General features: G+C 49.7%; 13 protein-coding genes. 6 read left to right on the top strand and 7 right to left on the bottom strand.

The annotated features are described in order from the left end of the window. Window positions 1–4: 4 nt before the first annotated feature. The gene (locus LX87_RS15560) at window positions 5–2,113 is read right to left on the bottom strand and encodes a LysM peptidoglycan-binding domain-containing protein (protein ID WP_111629135.1); all 2,109 of its coding nucleotides are present in this window, start codon (window positions 2,111–2,113) and stop codon (window positions 5–7) included. A gap of 295 nt (window positions 2,114–2,408) precedes the next feature. Here LX87_RS15560 and LX87_RS15555 point away from each other — a divergent pair, with 295 nt between their 5' ends. Beyond that, window positions 2,409–4,217: an acyl-CoA dehydrogenase FadE gene (locus LX87_RS15555; protein ID WP_111629134.1), complete on the top strand. Its 1,809-nt coding sequence runs from the start codon at window positions 2,409–2,411 to the stop codon at window positions 4,215–4,217. Window positions 4,218–4,342: 125 nt separating this feature from the next. Here LX87_RS15555 and LX87_RS15550 read toward each other — a convergent pair whose 3' ends face one another. Continuing rightward, window positions 4,343–4,867 carry a pyridoxamine 5'-phosphate oxidase family protein gene (locus LX87_RS15550; protein ID WP_111629228.1) on the bottom strand — a complete coding sequence of 175 codons (525 nt, stop codon included), beginning with the start codon at window positions 4,865–4,867 and terminating at the stop codon, window positions 4,343–4,345. A gap of 556 nt (window positions 4,868–5,423) precedes the next feature. On the opposite strand from LX87_RS15550, the gene LX87_RS28585 reads away from it, so the two are divergent. Both LX87_RS28585 and LX87_RS15540 read left to right on the top strand, forming a co-directional pair. After that, complete coding sequence (locus LX87_RS28585) at window positions 5,424–5,624, top strand: hypothetical protein (protein ID WP_146624488.1); 201 nt, start codon at window positions 5,424–5,426, stop codon at window positions 5,622–5,624. A 136-nt stretch (window positions 5,625–5,760) separates the two neighbouring features. After that, window positions 5,761–7,692, top strand: a complete 1,932-nt coding sequence (locus tag LX87_RS15540; protein WP_111629132.1) for a glycoside hydrolase family 9 protein — start codon at window positions 5,761–5,763, stop codon at window positions 7,690–7,692. Window positions 7,693–7,732: 40 nt separating this feature from the next. Here the strand turns inward: LX87_RS15540 and LX87_RS15535 are convergent, their stop codons facing one another. Both LX87_RS15535 and LX87_RS15530 read right to left on the bottom strand, forming a co-directional pair. After that, window positions 7,733–9,460 carry a sensor histidine kinase gene (locus LX87_RS15535; protein ID WP_170139370.1) on the bottom strand — a complete coding sequence of 576 codons (1,728 nt, stop codon included), beginning with the start codon at window positions 9,458–9,460 and terminating at the stop codon, window positions 7,733–7,735. Window positions 9,461–9,917: 457 nt separating this feature from the next. After that, the gene (locus LX87_RS15530; RefSeq protein WP_111629130.1) at window positions 9,918–10,214 is read right to left on the bottom strand and encodes a hypothetical protein; all 297 of its coding nucleotides are present in this window, start codon (window positions 10,212–10,214) and stop codon (window positions 9,918–9,920) included. 441 nt (window positions 10,215–10,655) lie between these two features. Here LX87_RS15530 and LX87_RS15525 point away from each other — a divergent pair, with 441 nt between their 5' ends. After that, window positions 10,656–13,475, top strand: a complete 2,820-nt coding sequence (locus tag LX87_RS15525) for an outer membrane beta-barrel protein (RefSeq protein WP_111629129.1) — start codon at window positions 10,656–10,658, stop codon at window positions 13,473–13,475. Between the two features lie 21 nt (window positions 13,476–13,496). Next, window positions 13,497–14,243: a GLPGLI family protein gene (locus LX87_RS15520; RefSeq protein ID WP_111629128.1), complete on the top strand. Its 747-nt coding sequence runs from the start codon at window positions 13,497–13,499 to the stop codon at window positions 14,241–14,243. Between the two features lie 85 nt (window positions 14,244–14,328). Here the strand turns inward: LX87_RS15520 and LX87_RS15515 are convergent, their stop codons facing one another. The 3 genes from LX87_RS15515 to ettA all read right to left on the bottom strand — a co-directional run bounded on the left by LX87_RS15515 (window position 14,329) and on the right by ettA (window position 18,654). Then, window positions 14,329–16,041 carry a GMC oxidoreductase gene (locus tag LX87_RS15515; RefSeq protein WP_111629127.1) on the bottom strand — a complete coding sequence of 571 codons (1,713 nt, stop codon included), beginning with the start codon at window positions 16,039–16,041 and terminating at the stop codon, window positions 14,329–14,331. A 62-nt stretch (window positions 16,042–16,103) separates the two neighbouring features. Continuing rightward, complete coding sequence (locus tag LX87_RS15510) at window positions 16,104–16,925, bottom strand: aminotransferase class IV (RefSeq protein WP_111629126.1); 822 nt, start codon at window positions 16,923–16,925, stop codon at window positions 16,104–16,106. 61 nt (window positions 16,926–16,986) lie between these two features. Beyond that, the gene (ettA, locus tag LX87_RS15505) at window positions 16,987–18,654 is read right to left on the bottom strand and encodes an energy-dependent translational throttle protein EttA (RefSeq protein ID WP_111629125.1); all 1,668 of its coding nucleotides are present in this window, start codon (window positions 18,652–18,654) and stop codon (window positions 16,987–16,989) included. Between the two features lie 71 nt (window positions 18,655–18,725). On the opposite strand from ettA, the gene LX87_RS15500 reads away from it, so the two are divergent. Further along, the gene (locus LX87_RS15500; RefSeq protein ID WP_111629124.1) at window positions 18,726–20,096 is read left to right on the top strand and encodes a DUF349 domain-containing protein; all 1,371 of its coding nucleotides are present in this window, start codon (window positions 18,726–18,728) and stop codon (window positions 20,094–20,096) included. Window positions 20,097–20,161: the final 65 nt, after the last annotated feature.

Below are 20,161 nucleotides of genomic sequence, written 5' to 3'. Positions count from 1 at the left end.
CCCTTTATTTTTTTCGGATCACAAGCCGGGCACCAACAACTGCCGTCAGATCCGGCAAATTGTTCCATTGCTGAATTTGCGTGGGCTTTACTTTATACCGTAGGCCGATCCGGTACATATTCTCGCCGGCCTGTACCACGTGGATCAGTTCGTTGACCGGCTCGACGGGCGACGGCATTGGTGCCGGTTGGGTAGCCCGGGGTTTTACGGTAGCCGGTTTCAGAAAAGGGGCTCCTGCCGGTTTTACAACTGGTGGTTTTACGGCAACTGGTTTGGCAGCAAGCGGAATAGTGCCTTTCCTGCCGGGTGCCAGGGCCTGATCAATTAGCAGCGACTGGCCTACACGCAACGGCTTTCCTGCGGACAAATTATTCCAGCTATACAGTTGCTGGATGGTTACCTGATACTTCCGGGCTACAGTGGCATAGGTGTCCGTTTTTTCAACCGTATGTATAATTAGCGGACCGCTTAATTCCTTTGCTTCCTTTGCCGGTCGGTTCTCCGAATCGGTATGTTCGGCTGGCCTGCCGGGAAAAATCATCTTGGTAGCTCCCGAGCGAAAAGTTGGAATCTCAGGTTTATGGAGTGCAGCTATCAAGCTATCCAATGAAGCCAAAGGCGATCTGTTTGGAACAATTAATGGCTTTCCTGTTTCACTGGCGAGATCATTTTTTAGCTTGATCGGCTTTTTATCACCTCCCTCCAGGTTGGTAACGGCCAGCACAGATTCAGCATTGATGGCTGGTACAGGTTGCTCAGGCTGTTTGGGCGATCGGTAATATTCGACAGGCACGGTAGCCGGACGTTTACGCTGTAACCATAAAATCCGGGCTACAGCAGGTTGCTGCTCCGGATTAATGTCATTGTATTCAATTAGTTTCCGGAACTGGAGGCCATACTGCTGCGCAATGGCCCAGAGTGACTGCCCCCGCCGGACGACATGAAACGGTACGGCAGCTCGTTTGCTTTTTTTCTCCAGATAATAAATTTCTCCGGCTACAATCGGGCGGTTGCCGTGCAGATCATTGTATTGTTCCAGCTTTCGGACTTTTAGTTTGCCCCGATAAGCCAGCGTAATGCGGTTATCAAATAGCTGGGCCTGAATTCCTTTTTTACCGTTGATTCGGTAGAACAGACTTCCCGACTGATCGGTAGCTGTTGCCTTTTTTTGCAAAACCGGAAAGCCAACACTCCCGATGGCTATTGCATTGTCTTCGGTGAACCCCGTTTTTTGTTTTAATTCGGCGTATTGCTCAATCGTAACCGGAATATAAACTGTATAGTCTTCATTTTCCGGCACGTGGGGAGCTTTGAGCCACGTATTGTAGGTTACAACGCTCGCTTCATCAACCTGGCAGTACTGGGCAATCTGCGACAAGCGTTTCCCTCTTGTCTCCTCGTAAGGAAACAACATCAGTTGCTTTTGGGGGTGGTAAACCGACAAGGCTCTTTCCAGAACAATTTTTGAAGCCAGCAATCGGATCAGAAATTCGTCCCGCGCATCGGTCAGAGCATATGTTTTACTGTCCGTCGGCTCTTTTGTGAACGTCCGTGTGGTGTCAGAACCCGGTAGCTGACTGTACCGATGGACTACCGACACCCAGTTTGGCTGCTGCCCATAAAGGCGTTTCAAATGATTAATTGCTGCCAGTGTGGACCGTACGGGATGCCGCCGTTCGTCAATGAGGGCATCGACCCGGAGGCCAGCCACATTGGGTTGATTAAAGGCCCAGAAGTGCAGCGGCACCGGCGTTATTGACGAGCCGGATTCGTAAAGCGCCAGGAATACAAAATCGTTGGATAACGAATGCTGCGCCAATAAAGGCTTAATCAATGGCAGATAAAGATTGATGCGCTCCAGCCGGGAAGTGACCAGCGCCCGATTAACGTATAACAATTCGGCCTCCTGCTGTACCAAATGCTGGGTTGCATCGGTCAGGTAGATTGTTACCCCGGCAAACTCGAGTTGATTTTCAATCCGGGGAACGCCTTGCCCTGGTGAGTCCTGACTATAAAAGAGAAAAAATAAACTTACTGCAAACGTCCAATTTATTGCTAGAGGATTCTGGAAATGAGTAAACACCGCTTGTTTAAACGTGGTTTTCCGGGTCATGATCCAAGTTGTTCATATACAATTGGAAACGAATATACATTTAAAATATATGTGTACAAGCAAATTTAAAATTAATTTATATAGTCTGCTGCGTAGACAATAAGTTTAAAATAAGTAGACAGGCATAAACCACAGAGTAAATGATGATAGATAAGTGCCGTTACACTTAAACCAGACCCATCTAACTTAATTTTTTGATTTCGTATGCTTGCATACTATATACACATTTTTTACATTTGTTGAACAAAGAAAGAATCAATTCCAGCCTGGAAAAACCCAATTTGACCTAGATACCATGATTGCCACGGAACACAAAGCAACGATCAAAGGGGGCGAGTTTCTCATTAAGGAAACGGCCGCATCGCAGGTATTTATTCCTGAAGAGTTCTCGGAAGAGCAACAGATGATTGCCGCGACTTGCCGCGAATTCCTGGAGCGCGAAATCTGGCCCCGCCTGGACGAAATTGACCACGCAAAATCGCCGGAGCTGATTGCTTCCCTGATGGATAAAGCCGGAGAACTTGGTTTGCTTGGTACCTCAGTACCCGAAGAATTCGGTGGCTTTGGCATGAACTTCAATACATCGATGCTAGTCACCGAAGTAACCGGCGCGGGTCATTCGTTTTCCGTAGCGTTGTCGGCTCATACGGGCATCGGAACCTTACCGATTGTCTACTACGGCAATGAGGAGCAAAAAGCAAAATACCTCCCCAAACTGGCTTCTGGCGAGTGGAAAGCCGCTTACTGCCTGACGGAGCCGGATTCTGGCTCGGATGCCAACTCGGGCAAAACCAGAGCCAGACTGTCGGAAGACGGAAAATACTATACCCTCAACGGGCAGAAAATGTGGATTACAAACGGCGGTTTTGCCGATCTGTTCATTGTTTTTGCCAAAGTTGACGACGGGTCCGGACAGGCGGATAAGAACCTCAGTGCCTTTCTGGTGGAGAAAGACTTCGGCGGTATTACCATGAATGAGCCCGAGCATAAGATGGGCATCAAGGGGTCTGATACCCGACAGATTTTCTTTAACGACTGCCAAGTACCCGCCGAAAACCTGCTTTCAACGCGGGGCAATGGTTTCAAAATCGCCGTCAATATCCTGAACGTTGGCCGGATCAAGCTGGGCGTTGCGGCTGTTGGCGGGGCCAAAAAAGTTATTACCAATGCCATCCAGTACGCCAACGAACGCCAGCAGTTCGGGACACTGATCTCCAGTTTTGGCGCTATCAAGCACAAACTGGCCGAAATGGCCGTGAAAGTGTATGCCTGCGAAACCGCCTGCTACCGCGCCGGACAAAACATCGACGATCTGATCGAGAGCCTGAAAACCAACGGTATGAGCGACGCCGACGCCAAGTTGAAAGCCCTCGAACAGTTTGCCATTGAGTGTGCCATGATGAAAGTACACGGGTCGGAGGTGCTCGATTACGTGGTGGATGAAGGGGTGCAGGTGTACGGCGGTATGGGGTATTCGGCCGACGCTCCGATGGACCGCGCTTACCGCGACGCCCGGATTAACCGGATTTTTGAGGGCACGAACGAAATCAACCGGATGCTGACGGTCGATATGATCCTGAAACGGACCATGAAGGGTGAACTCGATCTGATGGGACCGGCTATGGCGGTGGTGAAGGAAATCATGTCGATTCCAGATTTTAGTACCGAGGAAGAAGAGGTCATGTTTGCGGCTGAGAAAAAAGTGCTGCGCAACCTCAAAAAAGCCGTCCTGATGGTGGCCGGTGCTGCCGTTCAGAAATTCATGATGAAGCTGTCGGAGGAGCAGGAAATCCTGATGAATCTGGCCGATATGGTAATCGAGACTTACGTGGCCGAATCCGTTTTACTGCGGGTCGAAAAACTGGCCAATGCGCAGGGAGACGCAGCGTTACAGAAGGATCTTGCGCTGACGTATCTGCACGAAGCGGTTGAGAAAGTCAACAACGCTGGTCGGGCAGCCATCACGTCCTTTGCCGAGGGCGATGAACTGCGTGTAATGCTGATGGGTCTGAAACGGTTCACAAAAATTGAGCCGCTGAACCTGAAAGAAACCCGCCGACGGATTGCCGATGCGATGATTGCGGAGAATAAATATATCTTTTAAACTATTCAGGCTTATAAGCTTAGGCCGAACGAGTAACTTCCAAACTAAAAACCAATACTGTATAAGCCGACTGCGGATTCGCGGTCGGCTTTATTGTTTCCGTCGGATAGCAAGCGCCGTGATGGCTATACTTTCAATTCGCCTTCCACACCGTCATCCATTGTTTTGCCTGTTACCAAGGAGGCCGCAATTTTGAGGTAGGATACCATCCGGTTATTTTTAGTATCCCAGTAGTAGATGCTTTCGGGCTGCACGCGAATAACAGTGAGGTCCGGATCGTCTTTACCACCCTGAAACCAAGTTTTTACGAAGGGGTTCCAGTACTTTTCGATTTTCTCACGGTCTCGCGAAATGGTAACACTGCCGTATAGGCTAAGGTATTCGGAAGGGCCTTCCTTGCAGAAAAAAAGCTGTACCGCCGGGTCGGCAGCCAGTTCTTTATTTTTGTCTGAGGAAGCTGCGCTAAAAAAGTACAGCGCGCCATCGTCGTCCACGCCCTGCAAGGCCATAGGCCGGCTGGGGGCCGGTCGGCTGTCGGTGAACGTGGTAAACATACAGATCCCTTCAGCGAGGGCTTTCAATTTTTCGAGGGCTTCGGTTCCGGCCAGATTCTTGATGTGGCCTTCTTCATCGTGTCGGGAATCTTGCATGGAATACGCTGAGTTAAGGTTGAGTGCTAAGAACCGCTTGTGAAGACGTAATGTTTGCGGCAAGCTGAGAAGCCAGAAATTGAAGCTCACGGCGCCGGGCAGCATGGTTTGTTCCAACATTATACGCAGGAGGATGTGCGGCCGCCGGTTCACCGGAAATTCTAAACCGTGCTGGTACACCGACCGGCTTCTTTTTTACCTCAGCCGGGGGATGAGCGAATATCCTACTATCTGGTCCGTATTGTTGCAAACGACGGTTTACATTAGGGCTTCTATTTGCTGATGCCCTGTACAATGCTGGTTTGCGGAGTACTCCGGTGGAGACAGAATAACCGTTAACTAACATATGGAAGTTGACCCGTGACTTTTAAAGTTGCCTTACGTCTATTAAGTATATATGACCAAGTAATTTAACCGGGTACGCTTTTGTTGGTTTAACTAGTCAGATCGTTTCTGCCTGATTAGGAGTAGGTTGGTTATAAGAATGTGTCTGAACGGGTTGCAAAAAGGACTTTTGTAGCCTACTTTTGTGTCACCGAAAAGTTTAAGTAATCTCATGCAGTACAATCGTTACTATTTATTATCCAGCATGATGGGCGATGAACTCTATCGCCAGCATTCTTCCAAGAAGGATCAACCCATTCAGGAGAGCCTGGAAAAGCGTTTTAACCTCCTTTCTGAGATTCCGCTGGATGAGTTTATTCGCAGTGGTATGCCCTGGCTGCGCATTCTTGAAATGCTCGAACGGCGTTATTGATTTTTCCAATTCAAGACTGATACTATATCCATACTGAGCCCATCCCCCTAACATTTTTTAATAAAGTTGGGGATGGGTTTATTTCATTTATGCAGACTTTCCTCCGCGAACGGTAAAAATTGTAACTTGCCTATCGATGAGGAAATTATTTTTGCTGATTGGGATAATTTGTTGCCTTACTGCGTTCAAATCTACTGTTGACGAGCAGGCCTGGATACGAATCAATTTTCTGGGGTACCGACCGGCGAGAACAAAAGTGGCCGTCTGGGCCGGAAAAACAACAGAAGCAGTAACACAGCCTTTTCAGGTTGTGGAAATACAAACCGGAAAGGTTGTGTACGAAAATACGGTCGGGAGAGACTTTGGTGCCTACGGCCCCTTTACACAGACCTACCGCCTTGATTTCTCCGCCATTAAGAAACCCGGACGGTATTATCTCAAAGTGGGTACCGTTCAGTCACCGGAATTTCGGATTGCAGACGACGTATACAACGGAACGGCCGATTTTTGTCTGCGGTATATGCGCCAGCAACGCAGCGGCTACAATCCCTTCCTGAAAGATTCCTGTCATACGCACGATGGGTATACGATGTATGGCCCCATGCCCGACAGTACACACATTGACGTTTCGGGCGGGTGGCACGATGCATCTGATTACCTGCAATATGTAACGACCTCGGCCAATGCGACCTACCATTTGCTGGCCGCTTACCGGGATTTTCCGCGCGTATTTGGTGATCGGCATCAGGCCAACGGGCTGGAAGGCAGCAATAGCCAGGCTGACGTACTGGATGAAGCCCGCTGGGGGCTCGACTGGCTTCTGAAAATGCACCCGAAAGACGACTGGATGTTCAACCAGCTGGCCGATGATCGGGACCATTCCGGAATACGAATTCCCAAGCAGGATAGCGCTTATGGAAAAGGCTACGAACGCCCGGTATATTTTGCTACCGGCAAGCCACAGGGGTTATTACGCCATAAAAACCGCGCAACCGGCGTAGCTTCTACCGCTGGCAAGTTTAGCAGCGCGTTTGCACTGGGTTTTCAGGTACTGCGCCGTCGTGATCAGGAGTATGCCGAACGATTGTGGCAGCGGGCGCAAACGGCTTACAAGCTGGGTCTGCAAAAGCCGGGTGTTTGCCAGACGGCGCCCGGCAGGGCCCCTTATTTTTACGAAGAAGACAATTACGTAGATGATATGGAGCTGGCGGCCGTTGAGCTCTATAATGCCGCCCGGATCCAGGGTTATAAAGCCGCCGATTACCTCAACAGCGCCTATGCCTATGGTTTGATCGAGCCCGTAACACCCTGGCTGGGGGCCGATACCGCCCGGCACTATCAATGGTATCCGTTTATTAACATCGGGCACTACGAGGTTGCCAAACGGGTTGTTGATTCCCGGCGTCAGCACATCATTGGCTTTTATCGGAGCGGTATTGAAAAGGTTTGGCAGAAAGCGCAGAGTAATGCATTTTACCGGGGCGTTCCTTTCATCTGGTGCAGCAACAACCTGACAACCTCGTTTGCCATTCAATGTCTCTGGTATCGTAAACTGACCGGTGATAACCGCTATGCGCAGCTCGAACAGGCGTGTTTCGACTGGCTGTTTGGTTGTAATCCCTGGGGAACCAGTTTTGTGTATGGGTTGCCTGCCGGAGCCGATACACCGTCCGACCCGCATTCTGCCTTTACCCACATAGGCAACTACCCGATTGATGGTGGGTTGGTAGACGGGCCGGTCTATGGACGGATTTACAAAAATCTGATCGGTATTCAGCTTAAAGACCCGGACGAATACGAAGCGTTCCAGAGCGACCTGGTGGTGTATCACGACGATTACGGTGACTACAGTACCAATGAACCGACCATGGACGGCACTGCCTCCCTGATCTATCTGCTGGCGTCAAAACAGGCTGAAGCGACGGAAACCCCGGTTGTAGCCGCTCCGGCTAAGGCGAAGGTCGTTAAAAAGAAGGCCCCGGTTCGGAAATCAATTAAACGAAAATCGTCAGGACGGAAGAAAACGACAGGGCGCTCAACGGTTAAGAAGAAGCGGAGACGGCGGTAAAAGCCCTGAGGGGGCGAAATGCAGATGGCGTAAGGCCGTGTTAAATCTTAAATTCCATCGAAAAGTGAGTGCCGCCCTTTGATTCGAACTCGCACGTTCCCTGCAATTGCTGCACCTCCATCTGAATAAGCCGCATACCAAACGTAAGGCGTTGGTTTGAAGAACCATCCTGCATGAGGTGACTGGGCAATCCCGGGCCGTTGTCTGTTACGGACAGGAGGAATTTGTTTCCTTTCCGACGGCTTGAAATGCTAAAAGCCGGATAAGGGTGGTCGGCAAAGGCGTATTTACAGGCATTGGTGGTCAACTCATTGATAATAAGGCCCAGGGGTAGGGCTTCATCCGCCGACAATTCCAGGGGTTCCAGGTCATAGATGGGATGAACGGCCGAGTAACCATACGCTCTTAGAACTTCTTCGACCAGTTCGATGATAAACTCGGCGGTATCCAGAACCGCTAACTGGCCGCCCGTATAAAGCCGTTGGTGAAGAATGGCCATGGCCTGCACCCGCATCTGGCTTTCTTCGACCATCCGTCTGGCGTTTTCGTCGGTAAGCTGGTTAAATTGTAGATTCAGCAGGCTGGAAATTACCTGTAGGTTATTTTTCACCCGGTGATTCTGTTCTTTTACCAGTTCTACATTCCGTTCGCTTATGCGACGGTTTTTGCGGTAAAGCCGAAAGAAAACGATGGCCATCGCCACGGTTATTCCCGACAGTGCCGACATGGCCCAGGTTAACCGCTGCTGAGCCCGCAGCGTTTCCGAACGTAACTCCAGTTCTTTTTTCTGAGCCCGCAGCTTCGCTTCTTTCTGCTCCGATTTGTACTCCATACTCAGGCGGGTTACAGCTCCATCATGGTCGGCGATGTAATTATTAATCTCCATCGTATGGAGTTTCTGACCATGTTCAAAAGCGCGTTTCCAATCACCGGTCAGGGAATAGTACGCCGTGTAGGCACTTTCAAACTGGGCGTTAATAAAATAATCATTGATGTCGCTTCGGTCGAGTAATTGCTGGGCATTACGGAGTAAATGGGCCGCCTGCGCAGGCTGCCGGAGTCCGATATGAATAGAGGCAATATAGAGCATTAACCGAATCTGGAGCCGTTCTTCCTGATCGGCGGTTGCTATTGCCAGCCCCTTTTTCAGATAGTCAATTGCACGCGGATTCTGCTGTATATTCCACAGGAAACGCCCCAGGTGAATATTGGACTCAACCATAGCGATACGATCATTGAGCTTATAAGAGAGGGCATACACCTTTTTGATGTAGTGCAGGGCGCTGTCAGCCTGGGGTTTGGGCAAGTCTGTTTTCTTCCCGGCTTTGGACCAGTCCATCCGGTAGACGTTGGAAGACATAAAACCGTATACATGCTGCCCCTTTTTAGACCAATCCGTCTGATAAATATGGGCTAAATTGAGGTAAGCCCGCATTAATGCTTTATCCGATTTAATCCGACGGCTTACGGCCAGCGAAAGAAACGCGTAGTGAAGGGTTTCCTGATAATTCTCCTGTAAATACGATAAAACACTGTAAATCCGGCTTAAGGCGTAGGAATCGCCACGGGGTTCAAGAATGGCCAAGGCGTGAAGAAACCATTGCTGCGACATCAGATATTCTCCGGCCGCGTTGTATGTTTTGCCGTACAAATAATAAGCTTCGGCCAGTTTCAGTGAATCCCTTTCTACGATAGCTTCCTGATATACCGAGTCCGCGTACAGCAGCTTATCGGTTTGAAGTTTTAGGGGTGTTGGTTGCTGAGCCATGCCTGTACGTATCAACCCATAGGTAATAAACAGGAAGATGAGTACGATTTTGCATCGAAAAGCAGAAATAGCCATAGCTTAAACAAACTGAAATTGCCTTTTAAAGCTAATAAAAGTCTGTAAGAAATGGTAATAAATACTTATAAAATAAGGAGTGGCTTTCGTAGGCAGCCCTTTAAAGGCGACAGAAGATGTTCTATTACTTGTCTGACAATTAAGGTATAATATCGACGAAAGATGCAGATTATGAACCGGGAAACACGTGGATTAATGTGAAAAATTAATTTTAATAATAGCAACTTGATAAACCGTATTGTTATGAGTAGTTTTAAGAAGTACTAACTTTTATGGACGAAGTGAAACTCGGTTTAATTTGGTACTAGGTTAAAAGCGGAAAACAGGCTCTGTACCGCACTGCAACACTAGAAATCCGCCGTGTTTTCCGGATCTTCACTCGTTAAAATAGTACTTCAATTCCATAGTCATTAATCTGTACCATTGACGACGCTTGCTGCGCGCGGAGTTCAGCAGCAATCCGCTGGATGATTTCAGTTCGGCGGGAGCCCGCGGTTCGCGCACCGGAACTCCGGCAGTAAGCGGACCACTGCTCATTGCCCGGAACGAAAACGTACAGGGAGGTCAGCATTCGCTCATAGGAGAAGCGTAACGTCAGCATCGACTCGCGGTAGTTGATCCAGCCGGACAAACCGGTCTGTTCGATTTCAACAGTGTAATGGGTCAAAGGAGTGGCCATAGGGGTCCGGGTAGCCCAAGAGTTCATTAACTTCATGATACGGTGATTTTGGAGAGTAATGGTGCCCCGCTATGCTGATCGTTTAAGTCCGGTTTTGGTGCTGCCGGATGGTTCGTTTCATTGATAAGTGTCTAAAAGATGCAGTTCTGAACGTAGTCGTTGCACGGTGTTTTATAAAATGGCAAACTATTTTGGCCTGATTCCGCAGCCTATCCATTTTCCAGCATTTTAGATGGGTGGTTCGTGCAACGTTTCCTGATGAAAACCGTCATTGAGCAAATTTTATGATCATACTGCCATTTCTTATTTCAAGTAGCTTACCTATAAAAATAATTTTTTAACTACTATTATAGTTGCAACTATTAAAATTTGTTAACTTTCAGCAACGGATATTAATTCTTTACAATTTGCTGGCTCTTATTCGCAACCAATTCCTATCCCATGAAAAACCTGCTTCTGCTGCTGCTCCTGCTGGCTGGCTGTTCTACGGCCTTTGCCCAGTCGCCCCGCTTTACTATTCGGGGATCCATTGCTGACACGAATAAAGCCGTTCTGCCCGGCGCTACGGTCATGCTGCTGACTCCAAAAGACTCGGCGCTGGTCAATTTCGGACGAACGAACGACAAAGGTGCCTTTGAGTTCCGGAACGTGAAACGGGCTCCGTATATCCTGAAGGTATCGTACGTCGGCTTTCTGCCCCTGCAAAAAGAAGTCGATCCGGGCGACGGCGACGTAACCGATCTGGGCACACTGGAAATCAAGCCTATTCAAAAAGAATTGCTGGAAGTGGTGGTGAAAACCGCCCGGGCTCCGCTCTCCATCCGGGGCGATACGATCGAATACAACGCCAGTTCGTTTAAAGTACCGGCCGGATCGACGGTGGAGGAACTGCTGAAACGCCTGCCGGGTGTGCAGGTCGATCAGGACGGTAATATCAAAGCGCAGGGTGAGGACGTTAAAAAAGTGACGGTGGACGGCAAGACCTTTTTTGGCACCGATCCGAAACTGGCGACCAAAAACCTTCCAGCCGAAGCGATTGATAAAATCCAGATTTTTAACGATAAAACGGAGGCCGCCAAAACCACGGGTATCGACGATGGCAAACGGGAAAAAGCCGTTAACCTGGCCTTAAAAGAAAGCCACAAAAGGGGCGGTTTTGGGAAAGTAACGGCCGGAGCAGGTACCAAAGACCGTTTTCAATTGCGGGGAAATTACAATCGATTCAATACGAAGGAGCAGATGTCGGTGCTGGGTTTTGGCAACAACATCAACCAGACGGGCTTATCCTGGGATGATTATCAGGATTTTCGTGGCAGTCAGTCGTTCAATTGGGAAGACCAGGGCGATTTTGGATTCTACAGCGGAGGAATGTATTTTTTTGGCGGAGACGATGGCATGGGCGTTCCACTGACAGGAGGGTACAGCAGCAACCGGGGATTCTCCCGTAATTATGCCGGTGGGGCCAACTACAATTATGATACGAAGAAGACCAAGCTTAGTTCCAATTACTTCTATAACCAGACCGGCCAAACGCTTAGCTCCACTTCTAATAAACAAACCTTTTTACCCGAAGGTACTTTTGTGACCATCAGCGGCAATAGCCAGGGGAGCTTCACCCGCAATCACCGGGGCAGTGCCCGCTATGAACAGCAACTTGATTCGCTCAATACCCTGGTCCTGATTGGAAACCTTCGCGCCAACAGCGGCAATAATGCCCAATTCAGTAACCAGAACTTTTATCGGGCAGCGGATACCAGCCAAACAAATTTAGATAATCGAAATAATTTTAACGGTCTGCAACTGGCCACAACGGCTATTTTCCGACACAAGTTTTTGAAGAAAGGGCGCAACTTCGCAGCTAGTGTGGCCTTTAACCTGAATGATAGCGATGGTACGGCCAAACAACGCTCAACAAACACCTTTTTTACGGATAGCACCGGCGCCGGACCGACCGTTGTGCGGATTAATCAGGACGTTACCAATTCCAGCCTGAGAACCGAACTCAAATCCAGCCTGCACTACATTGAGCCGTTAACGAAAACCATGTTCTGGGAAACGTTTTACAATTTCAGTCTGCGCAATGATAAGGTTGACCGGGATGTGTTCGACCTAACGGATCAGGGGGCGGTCCGGAACAGGAATCTGAGCCGGTATTATACCAATGACTACACCTATAACCGGGTGGGAACGGTGCTTCGCTATTCGGATAAGGGTTTTAATATATCAGGTGGACTGGCAGGGGTATGGTACAAGCTGGCGGGTCGGTTTGCCTCCGACCAGAGCGCGACAACCTTTACGAACGTGAGCCGGCAGTATTTTACCGTAGCCCCCAATTTTTCGGGCAATTACCGGCTCAAAAACAAGAGCATGGGGCTGTATTACAACGTAAACATTCAGCAGCCCCAAACCAGCCAGTTACAACCCGGCGTGGTTGATAACAGTAACCCCCGATTCATCCAGGAAGGAAATCCGGGCTTGCTCCCTTCCCTGACTCACAATTTGAACGGCTCCTTCAGTAGCTTCAATCCGGGCAATTTTGTTAACTACTATTTGAGCCTTAACTACGGGTACAATATCAACCAGATCGTTTATAACCAGACTATAGATGAAAATCTGATAACGACCAGTCGGCCTGAGAATATTAGTGGTGGTACCCGCGTAGGGTCTTATCTTAATTTTGGCTTTCCGCTGAAAAAAACCAAGGCGACCTTAAACCTGGGCAGCAGCCTGAATTTCAACAAGAATCCAATTTATATCAATACCGTCTTGAACGATACCCGTAGTGATAACTATAACTTTCGGGTCAATCTTGACTTAACCCTATTCGATAAGTTTACGCTCTATCCCTACTTCAACTGGGGCATTACCGATACACGCTACTCAATCAATTCAAGTCAAAACCAGAAAATTTATAATCACAACTATGGCGGTGCAATGAATATTCAGTTCCCCGGCGGTATCTTCTTCAATGGACAGATGAATTACCAGATTTATAAGCTGAAAAATGAACGGTTTCCCTTTACGCAGAAGCTGCCCATTCTGAACCTGGCGGTTTATAAGCAGTTCTTGAAGGATAATAAGGCGGAGGTACGACTGACGGCGTATGACGTTTTCAACAAAAACCGGGGCATTACGCAGCAGGCGTATCAGAATTTCGTCCAGAAGGAAGAGGTGCAGACACTGGCTCAATATTTTATGCTCTCGGTTTCCTATAATGTTCGGGGCTTGAAGTCGCAGATGCGTCAGAATAATGGATGGTAATACGTAAAATAACGGATAAATATGAAGAGGATTTTATTGCTGATTTTGCTCCTGTCGGCGTTCCCGACGATAGCCCAGAAGCTGGAAGGCGTAGTTACCTACGATCGTACGCAGGATTACGTCAAAATAATGTCTCGTATGTCGTTTTTGAGCCTGGATCAAAAGGAACGGATGAAGGCAACAAACAAAAATTACAGTAGCCGCCCTACCCAGATGGTGCTTTATTTCAATGAGGATCAGAGCCTGTACACCAACGCCGATGAATATTGGCGGAGTGAAGATGGCCGGTGGTCATATCGGAATAGCGATTACACAATCCGACGGGATTTCAAACAGGAAACCAAATCGGATGTGATCGAAATGCTGGGGAAAACCTACATTATCGAGGACTCTTTGCCAACGCCGAAGTGGAAAATCCTGAACCAGTTGAAAGACATTGCGGGCCACATCTGCATGAAGGCCGAAACAGAAGACCCCGTTAAGGAACAGAAAGTTGTCGCCTGGTTTGCGCAGGACATTCCGGTTTCGGCTGGGCCCGAGCAATATTATGGTTTACCGGGGCTTATTCTGGAACTGGACCTGAACGATGGGGATGTCGTGGTTACGGCTACTAAAATTGAACTTCGCGATGTGGCGAAAGAACTTACCGCCAATAAGAAAATAAAAGGAAAGAAAATTAAAACGTCCGATTACGACAAAATAGTCAAAGACCATATCCAGTCTAGCATGAAAGCTCAGGAAAACCCGTATTGGTCGATACGGTATTAAGTAGCATGAAGAGTTATGAGTGAAGAATTATAAGTGGGTTACCGCATCTAATTCATAACTCTTCACTCATAACTCTTCACTCCCTCTACAGGTTTCCTTTCTTCAATTCCGCAGCCGCGTAGTTGGTGGCCCGGGCGGTTAGGGCCATGAAGGTAATTGACGGGTTTTGGTTGCCCACGGAAGTCATGCAGGCGCCGTCGGTGACGAAGACGTTTTTGACCGTGTGCAACTGGTTCCACTGATTGAGCAGCGAGGTTTTCGGGTCGTGGCCCATCCGAACACCGCCCATTTCGTGAATATCCAGACCGGGGTTGCGTTTGTCGTCGTACGACGCGATGTTTTTACAACCCGCCTTTTCCAGCATTTCGGCACCCTGCACCAGAAAGTCCTTAATCACCTTTTCGTCGTTCTCGTCGTACCCAATCGACGTAATCAATTGCGGAATGCCGTACGGGTCTTTCTGGTCGGTGCTTAACCGCACGTGGTTTTCGTATTTCGGTACGGTTTCGCCCTGCATCATCATGTATACGCTCCAGTCGCCGGGCGTTAGCAGGCTTTCCTTGAAGTTGACTCCAAAACCTTCCTGGCTCATGCCGCGAGACCAACCGGCCCGACCAGCACTGAACGCGACCATGTAACCGCGCTGAAAATCCGTTTCCTGCTTTTTTACGTTCCGGAACGAAGGCATGAAAGCTGTAGTGGGCCGACGACCGTAAAAATATTGGTCCTGATAACCGTCGAACGAAGCCGTCAGGCTGCCCCGGTAATTATGAAACGCCACATACCGACCCAGTAAACCGCTGTCGTTGCCCAACCCGTTCGGGAACCGGCTGGACGTTGAATTTAGCAGAATGAGATTGGAGTTCAGCGCAGCGGCATTGACGAAAATGATTTTGGCAAAATACTCCGTCATCTGTTTGGTGTTGACGTCAATCACCCGCACACCGGTCGCCTTGCCCTTTTTATCATCATAAATAATTGAATAGACAACCGAATCGGGTCGGAGGGTCAGATTGCCGGTTTTGGCTGCCCAGGGCAATGTAGCCGAATTGGAACTGAAATAACCGCCGAACGGACAACCCCGGTAGCACAGGCTCCGCGACTGGCACTGCCCACGTCCCTGTTGCAGATGAACGGCCTGCGGTTTGGTCAGGTGAGCACAACGACCAATAATAACGTGCCGGTCGGAATAGTGGGCTTTAACGGCTTTCTGAATGTGCTTCTCGACGCAGTTCAGTTCAAACGGGGGTAGAAACTCGCCGTCGGGCAGGGTGTCGATCCCGTCTTTGTTGCCGCTGATGCCGACGAATTTTTCAACGTGGCTGTACCAGGGCGCAATGTCTTTGTAGCGGATGGGCCAGTCGACCGCAAAACCGTCGCGGGCGGGGGCCTGAAACTCATAGTCACTCCACCGCTGCGTTTGCCGCGCCCAGATCAGCGATTTGCCGCCGACCTGATAGCCGCGAATCCAGTCGAACGGTTTTTCCTGAATATACGGATGATCGGCATCCCTGGCGAAATACTGGTGGGTGGCTTCATCCAGCGCATAACATTTGGTCGCAATCGGATTGGCCGTTTCGAAAGCGTCGGGCATTCGGTTGCGGTGGGGGAGGTCCCACGGGTTGGCCATGGCCATCGGGTAGTCCGTCACGTGTTTTACCTGGCGGCCCCGTTCCAGCACCAGGGTTTTAAGTCCTTTTTCGCAGAGCTCTTTGGCCGCCCAGCCCCCGCTGATTCCTGAACCAATGACAATGGCGTCATAGCTCATCTGCTCGCGGGCTTTTCCGTTCACATGCATTGAAAGCGTAATTGAAGTTATCCAGATCAATCCGCAAGATACAGAAATCCGGGTTCTGATGCTTACCAGTTTTCGATCAGCTCGTTGAACTCGTCCAGCAAAAACCGGGTGCGTTGGCCGGGTTTTCCGTCGCCAATGGTGAGGTCGCTGATCTGGACTATTGGAAGCACTTTTTTGGTGGAACTGGTCGTAAACGCTTCGTCGGCATCGTACAGGTCCGTGAGCGAAACAGGCCCTTCTTCCACCTCAAAATCGTTCTGCGCCAGGTGCATGACGGTTCGGCGCGTAATACCGTGCAGAATGTGCCGGTTGGGAGTAATCAGGCGGTCGCCCTTGAAAATGAAGACGTTGCTACGGCTTAGTTCACTAATTTCGCCGTTCTTGTGATATAAAACATCCGACGCCCGTGCCGAGCGGATGGCTTCAGCGAGCAGAATCACCCGTTTGTAATCCGTACTTTTTACTTCGGCCATCTCGCGGACGTATTCGTCCAGAATCACCTTGATTCCGTCGTCATATTGATTCAACGGGGTGGGATGAATCTCTTCGGCGATCATCAGCAGATTAGGTCTGACGATGCTGATGCTGTCGGGGCTGTAACCGCCCGTCATGACAAACCGTACGGCAATGTCGGGCAGGTTGCTTTTGTCGATTAGCTCCATGACCACCCGATGGGCTTCGTCTTTGTTTATCGGTACCGGCAAATGCATTTTAGCCGCCGAATTGGCAAACCGTTCCCAATACCAGTCCCACTGAAAAGGCCGACCGTTGTAGGTGCGGAAGTAGTCGAATAAGCCGAAGCCGCGCAGCAGGCCAAGATCCGTGACGCCAAAACTGATCTGCTCGACGGGCAGAATGGAGCCGTTGAAATAACCGTACATGATAGCCTATTATCTGAGCCGTCCTGAACTGGGCTTAACCGGTGTAAGCCCAGTTCAGGACAGTTTACACCAGTTTCTTATATTTAATCCGCTTCGGAGTGGCATCGCTGCCCAGCCGTTTTTTGCGGTTTTCTTCGTATTCCGAGAAGTTGCCTTCAAACCAGTAAACCTGCGAATCGCCTTCAAACGCCAGAATGTGCGTGGCAACGCGGTCGAGGAACCAGCGGTCGTGGGTAATCACGACGGCGCAACCGGCAAAGTTTTCCAGCCCTTCTTCCAGCGCTCGCAGCGTGTTAACGTCCAGGTCGTTGGTTGGCTCATCGAGCAGCAGCAGGTTGGCACCTTCTTTCAGCATCATCGCCAGGTGAACGCGGTTGCGCTCTCCGCCCGATAGGTTGGCGATTTTCTTCTCCTGATCCGAACCGGTGAAGTTAAACCGGCTGACGTAGGCGCGGGCATTGGCCTGTTTGCCGCCCAGCATAATCCATTCGCTGCCTTCGGAAATGGTTTGGAATACCGTTTTGTCGGGGTCCAGGCCATCGTGTTCCTGATCGACATACGCCCACTTTACGGTTTCGCCCACGTCAAAAGTACCGCTTTGGGGTTGTTCTTTGCCGGTAATAAGTTTAAACAGCGTCGTTTTACCCGCGCCGTTCGGACCAATGATGCCGACAATACCGCCCTGCGGCAACTGAAAGTTTAAATCTTCAAACAGCAATCGGTCGCCAAACGCTTTGGATACGCCGTGCGCTTCGATCACCTTCGAGCCCAGACGCGGACCCGCCGGAATGAAGATTTCCAGCCGTTCCTCCTTCTGACGGTTTTCCTCGCTCAGCAGCTTTTCGTAGGCACCCAGCCGGGCCTTCGATTTGGCCTGCCGGGCCTTAGGCGCCATGCGAACCCATTCGAGTTCCCGTTGCAGGGTTTTCTGGCGTTTAGACTCCTGTTTTTCTTCTTTTGCCAGACGCGTCTGCTTCTGATCGAGCCACGATGAGTAGTTACCTTTCCAGGGGATACCTTCGCCCCGGTCCAGTTCCAGAATCCAGCCCGCAACGTTGTCCAGAAAATACCGGTCGTGCGTTACGGCAATAACGGTTCCGGCGTACTGGCGCAGGTGCTCTTCCAGCCACAACACCGATTCGGCATCAAGGTGGTTGGTCGGTTCGTCGAGCAGCAGCACATCGGGTTGCTGGAGCAACAGGCGGCAAAGTGCAACCCGGCGTTTTTCTCCGCCTGATAAATTGGCAATTTTAGCATCGGGGGGCGGGCAGCGAAGGGCATCCATTGCCTTTTCAAGCCGGTTATCGAGTTCCCAGGCGTTGAGGTGGTCGAGTTTTTCCTGTACCTCGCCCTGTCTGGCAATTAGTTTGTCGAAATCCGCGTCGGGGTCGCCAAAGGCTTCGTTAATCTGGTCGAATTCCTTCAGCAAATCCACGGTTTCCTGAACACCTTCCTCAACAACTTCCTTCACGGTTTTGGCTGGATCGAGCTGCGGTTCCTGCTCCAGCATGCCTACTGAATAGCCCGGTGAAAACACTACTTCGCCCTGATAGTTCTTGTCAATACCGGCAATGATGCGCAGCAGGGTCGATTTCCCGGAGCCGTTCAAGCCTAAAACACCAATTTTTGCGCCGTAAAAAAAGGAAAGGTAGATATTCTTTAGGATTTGTCGGTTTGGCGGAATAATTTTACTGACACCCGCCATTGAGAATATAATCGTTTCCTGACTCATGGTTTTGGTTACTTTTGTAGGTGGCAAATATCAACAATTAAACCCATAGCTCAGTCTTAAAGAGTAAAATAATGGAACAGGCTCAATTGGTAGACGAATACGGTTACGTCAAAGACGGAAAGGTATTCTTATCGGGCTACCTCAGCTATCCGGACCGGCAAATCGGTGAAGTGAAACGCACAGAACAGGAAGCGCTCGATTATTTCAAAAATAGGTTTACAATTGCCGAAAACAAAGTAAACCAGCTCGAGCAGGAAGTTCAGGAAGCCCAGAACAAAGGGTCTTACCTGACTAAACTTGTTCAATTGCGGAAAAAGCTCCTGAATTTTGATGCCATCGGTAACTTCATTCCGTTGTTGAACCGGCTCGACGAACTGGAGGAAGTACTGGTGGAATTGATTCGAACAAACCAGCTTAAAAACCTTGAAATCAAACAAGCGTTGCTGGCCGAAGCCGAGTCCGTTGCCGACGGCAGCGAATGGAAGGAAACCGCCGAGAAGCTTCAGGAAATTAAGTTAAAATGGATCAAAACCGGCCCGGTCGATAAAGAACTGGACGAAACCATTGAAACGCGTTTCAGCGAAACGTTAGACGGGTTTTTCCAGCGTCGGCGCGAGTTCTTCAATGAGCAGAACAAGGTGATTCAGGAGCGAATGGATCGCTATGATAGCCTCATTGCGCAGGCGGAACGGGCCGTTCGGTCGATCTACGAAGCCGATCGCAGCCGTCCGTTTAAACGCGATGGGCTGGAAGGGGAAGCCCTCGAACGGGCCAACATTGCCGAAGAACGGTATATGAAGGTGCTGACCGAAGCCTACCACCTGATTCGGAACCTAAACAACGAGTGGAAAGAAGTAGGTGAAGTGCCGATCAAGAAATCCGGCAAGATCCTCAAAAAATACCGTCGGGCTACCAAAACCGTTTTCGACCGCTACAACCTGGCGCGGGGTATCCAGCCCAAAGTCCGGATTGACCCGCGGGTGGAACAGCAGATGAAAATGGCCGACGAAGCCGAAAAACTGGCTAAACAAACCGATATCCCGGCAGCCGCCGACCGTGCGAAACAACTGCTCAACCAGTGGAAGGAAATCAAGATTCCGTTTAAACTGGTGGATAAAACGGTGGCCGATCGGTTCCGTTCTGCCTGCGATAAGATTTTTGAATTGAACTACCTCGAACGCGTGATTACCCGCAAATACCCAGCCTTTGAACTCAAAAGCCGTTCGGAGCAGTTGCGGACCAAAGTTCGGGAGCTGGAATACCTAGTTCGTCGTGAAAAAAGCGATCTGGCCCTGTCAATGAGCAGCATGGACAGCATGGGACGCCCGGGAAATGAGGAGGCAGACAAGATGATGATGAACAAGGTGAATACCCAAAAGCGCAAAATCGCTATGAAGGAACAGATACTGGTGGAGTTCAATAAAGAGTTGAATCAGTACTGAGAAGATAGAAGGTAGAGAAAAGCCAAGAGATAATAGATTCCCACGCGGTTTCTATTGTCTCTTGG

This window comes from Larkinella arboricola (genome assembly GCF_003259745.1).
Taxonomy (GTDB): Bacteria; Bacteroidota; Bacteroidia; order Cytophagales; family Spirosomataceae; genus Larkinella; species Larkinella arboricola.
This window is presented reverse-complemented; position numbering and strand designations above follow the sequence as displayed.

Bases quoted from the DNA above. Each gene is read 5' to 3' on its own strand.
- LX87_RS15560 (WP_111629135.1), bottom strand. From the start codon at position 2,113: ATGACCCGGAAAACCACGTTTAAACAAGCGGTGTTTACTCATTTCCAG.
- LX87_RS15555 (WP_111629134.1), top strand. From the start codon at position 2,409: ATGATTGCCACGGAACACAAAGCAACGATCAAAGGGGGCGAGTTTCTC.
- LX87_RS15550 (WP_111629228.1), bottom strand. From the start codon at position 4,867: ATGCAAGATTCCCGACACGATGAAGAAGGCCACATCAAGAATCTGGCC.
- LX87_RS28585 (WP_146624488.1), top strand. From the start codon at position 5,424: ATGCAGTACAATCGTTACTATTTATTATCCAGCATGATGGGCGATGAA.
- LX87_RS15540 (WP_111629132.1), top strand. From the start codon at position 5,761: ATGAGGAAATTATTTTTGCTGATTGGGATAATTTGTTGCCTTACTGCG.
- LX87_RS15535 (WP_170139370.1), bottom strand. From the start codon at position 9,460: ATGGCTCAGCAACCAACACCCCTAAAACTTCAAACCGATAAGCTGCTG.
- LX87_RS15530 (WP_111629130.1), bottom strand. From the start codon at position 10,214: ATGGCCACTCCTTTGACCCATTACACTGTTGAAATCGAACAGACCGGT.
- LX87_RS15525 (WP_111629129.1), top strand. From the start codon at position 10,656: ATGAAAAACCTGCTTCTGCTGCTGCTCCTGCTGGCTGGCTGTTCTACG.
- LX87_RS15520 (WP_111629128.1), top strand. From the start codon at position 13,497: ATGAAGAGGATTTTATTGCTGATTTTGCTCCTGTCGGCGTTCCCGACG.
- LX87_RS15515 (WP_111629127.1), bottom strand. From the start codon at position 16,041: ATGCATGTGAACGGAAAAGCCCGCGAGCAGATGAGCTATGACGCCATT.
- ettA (WP_111629125.1), bottom strand. From the start codon at position 18,654: ATGAGTCAGGAAACGATTATATTCTCAATGGCGGGTGTCAGTAAAATT.
- LX87_RS15500 (WP_111629124.1), top strand. From the start codon at position 18,726: ATGGAACAGGCTCAATTGGTAGACGAATACGGTTACGTCAAAGACGGA.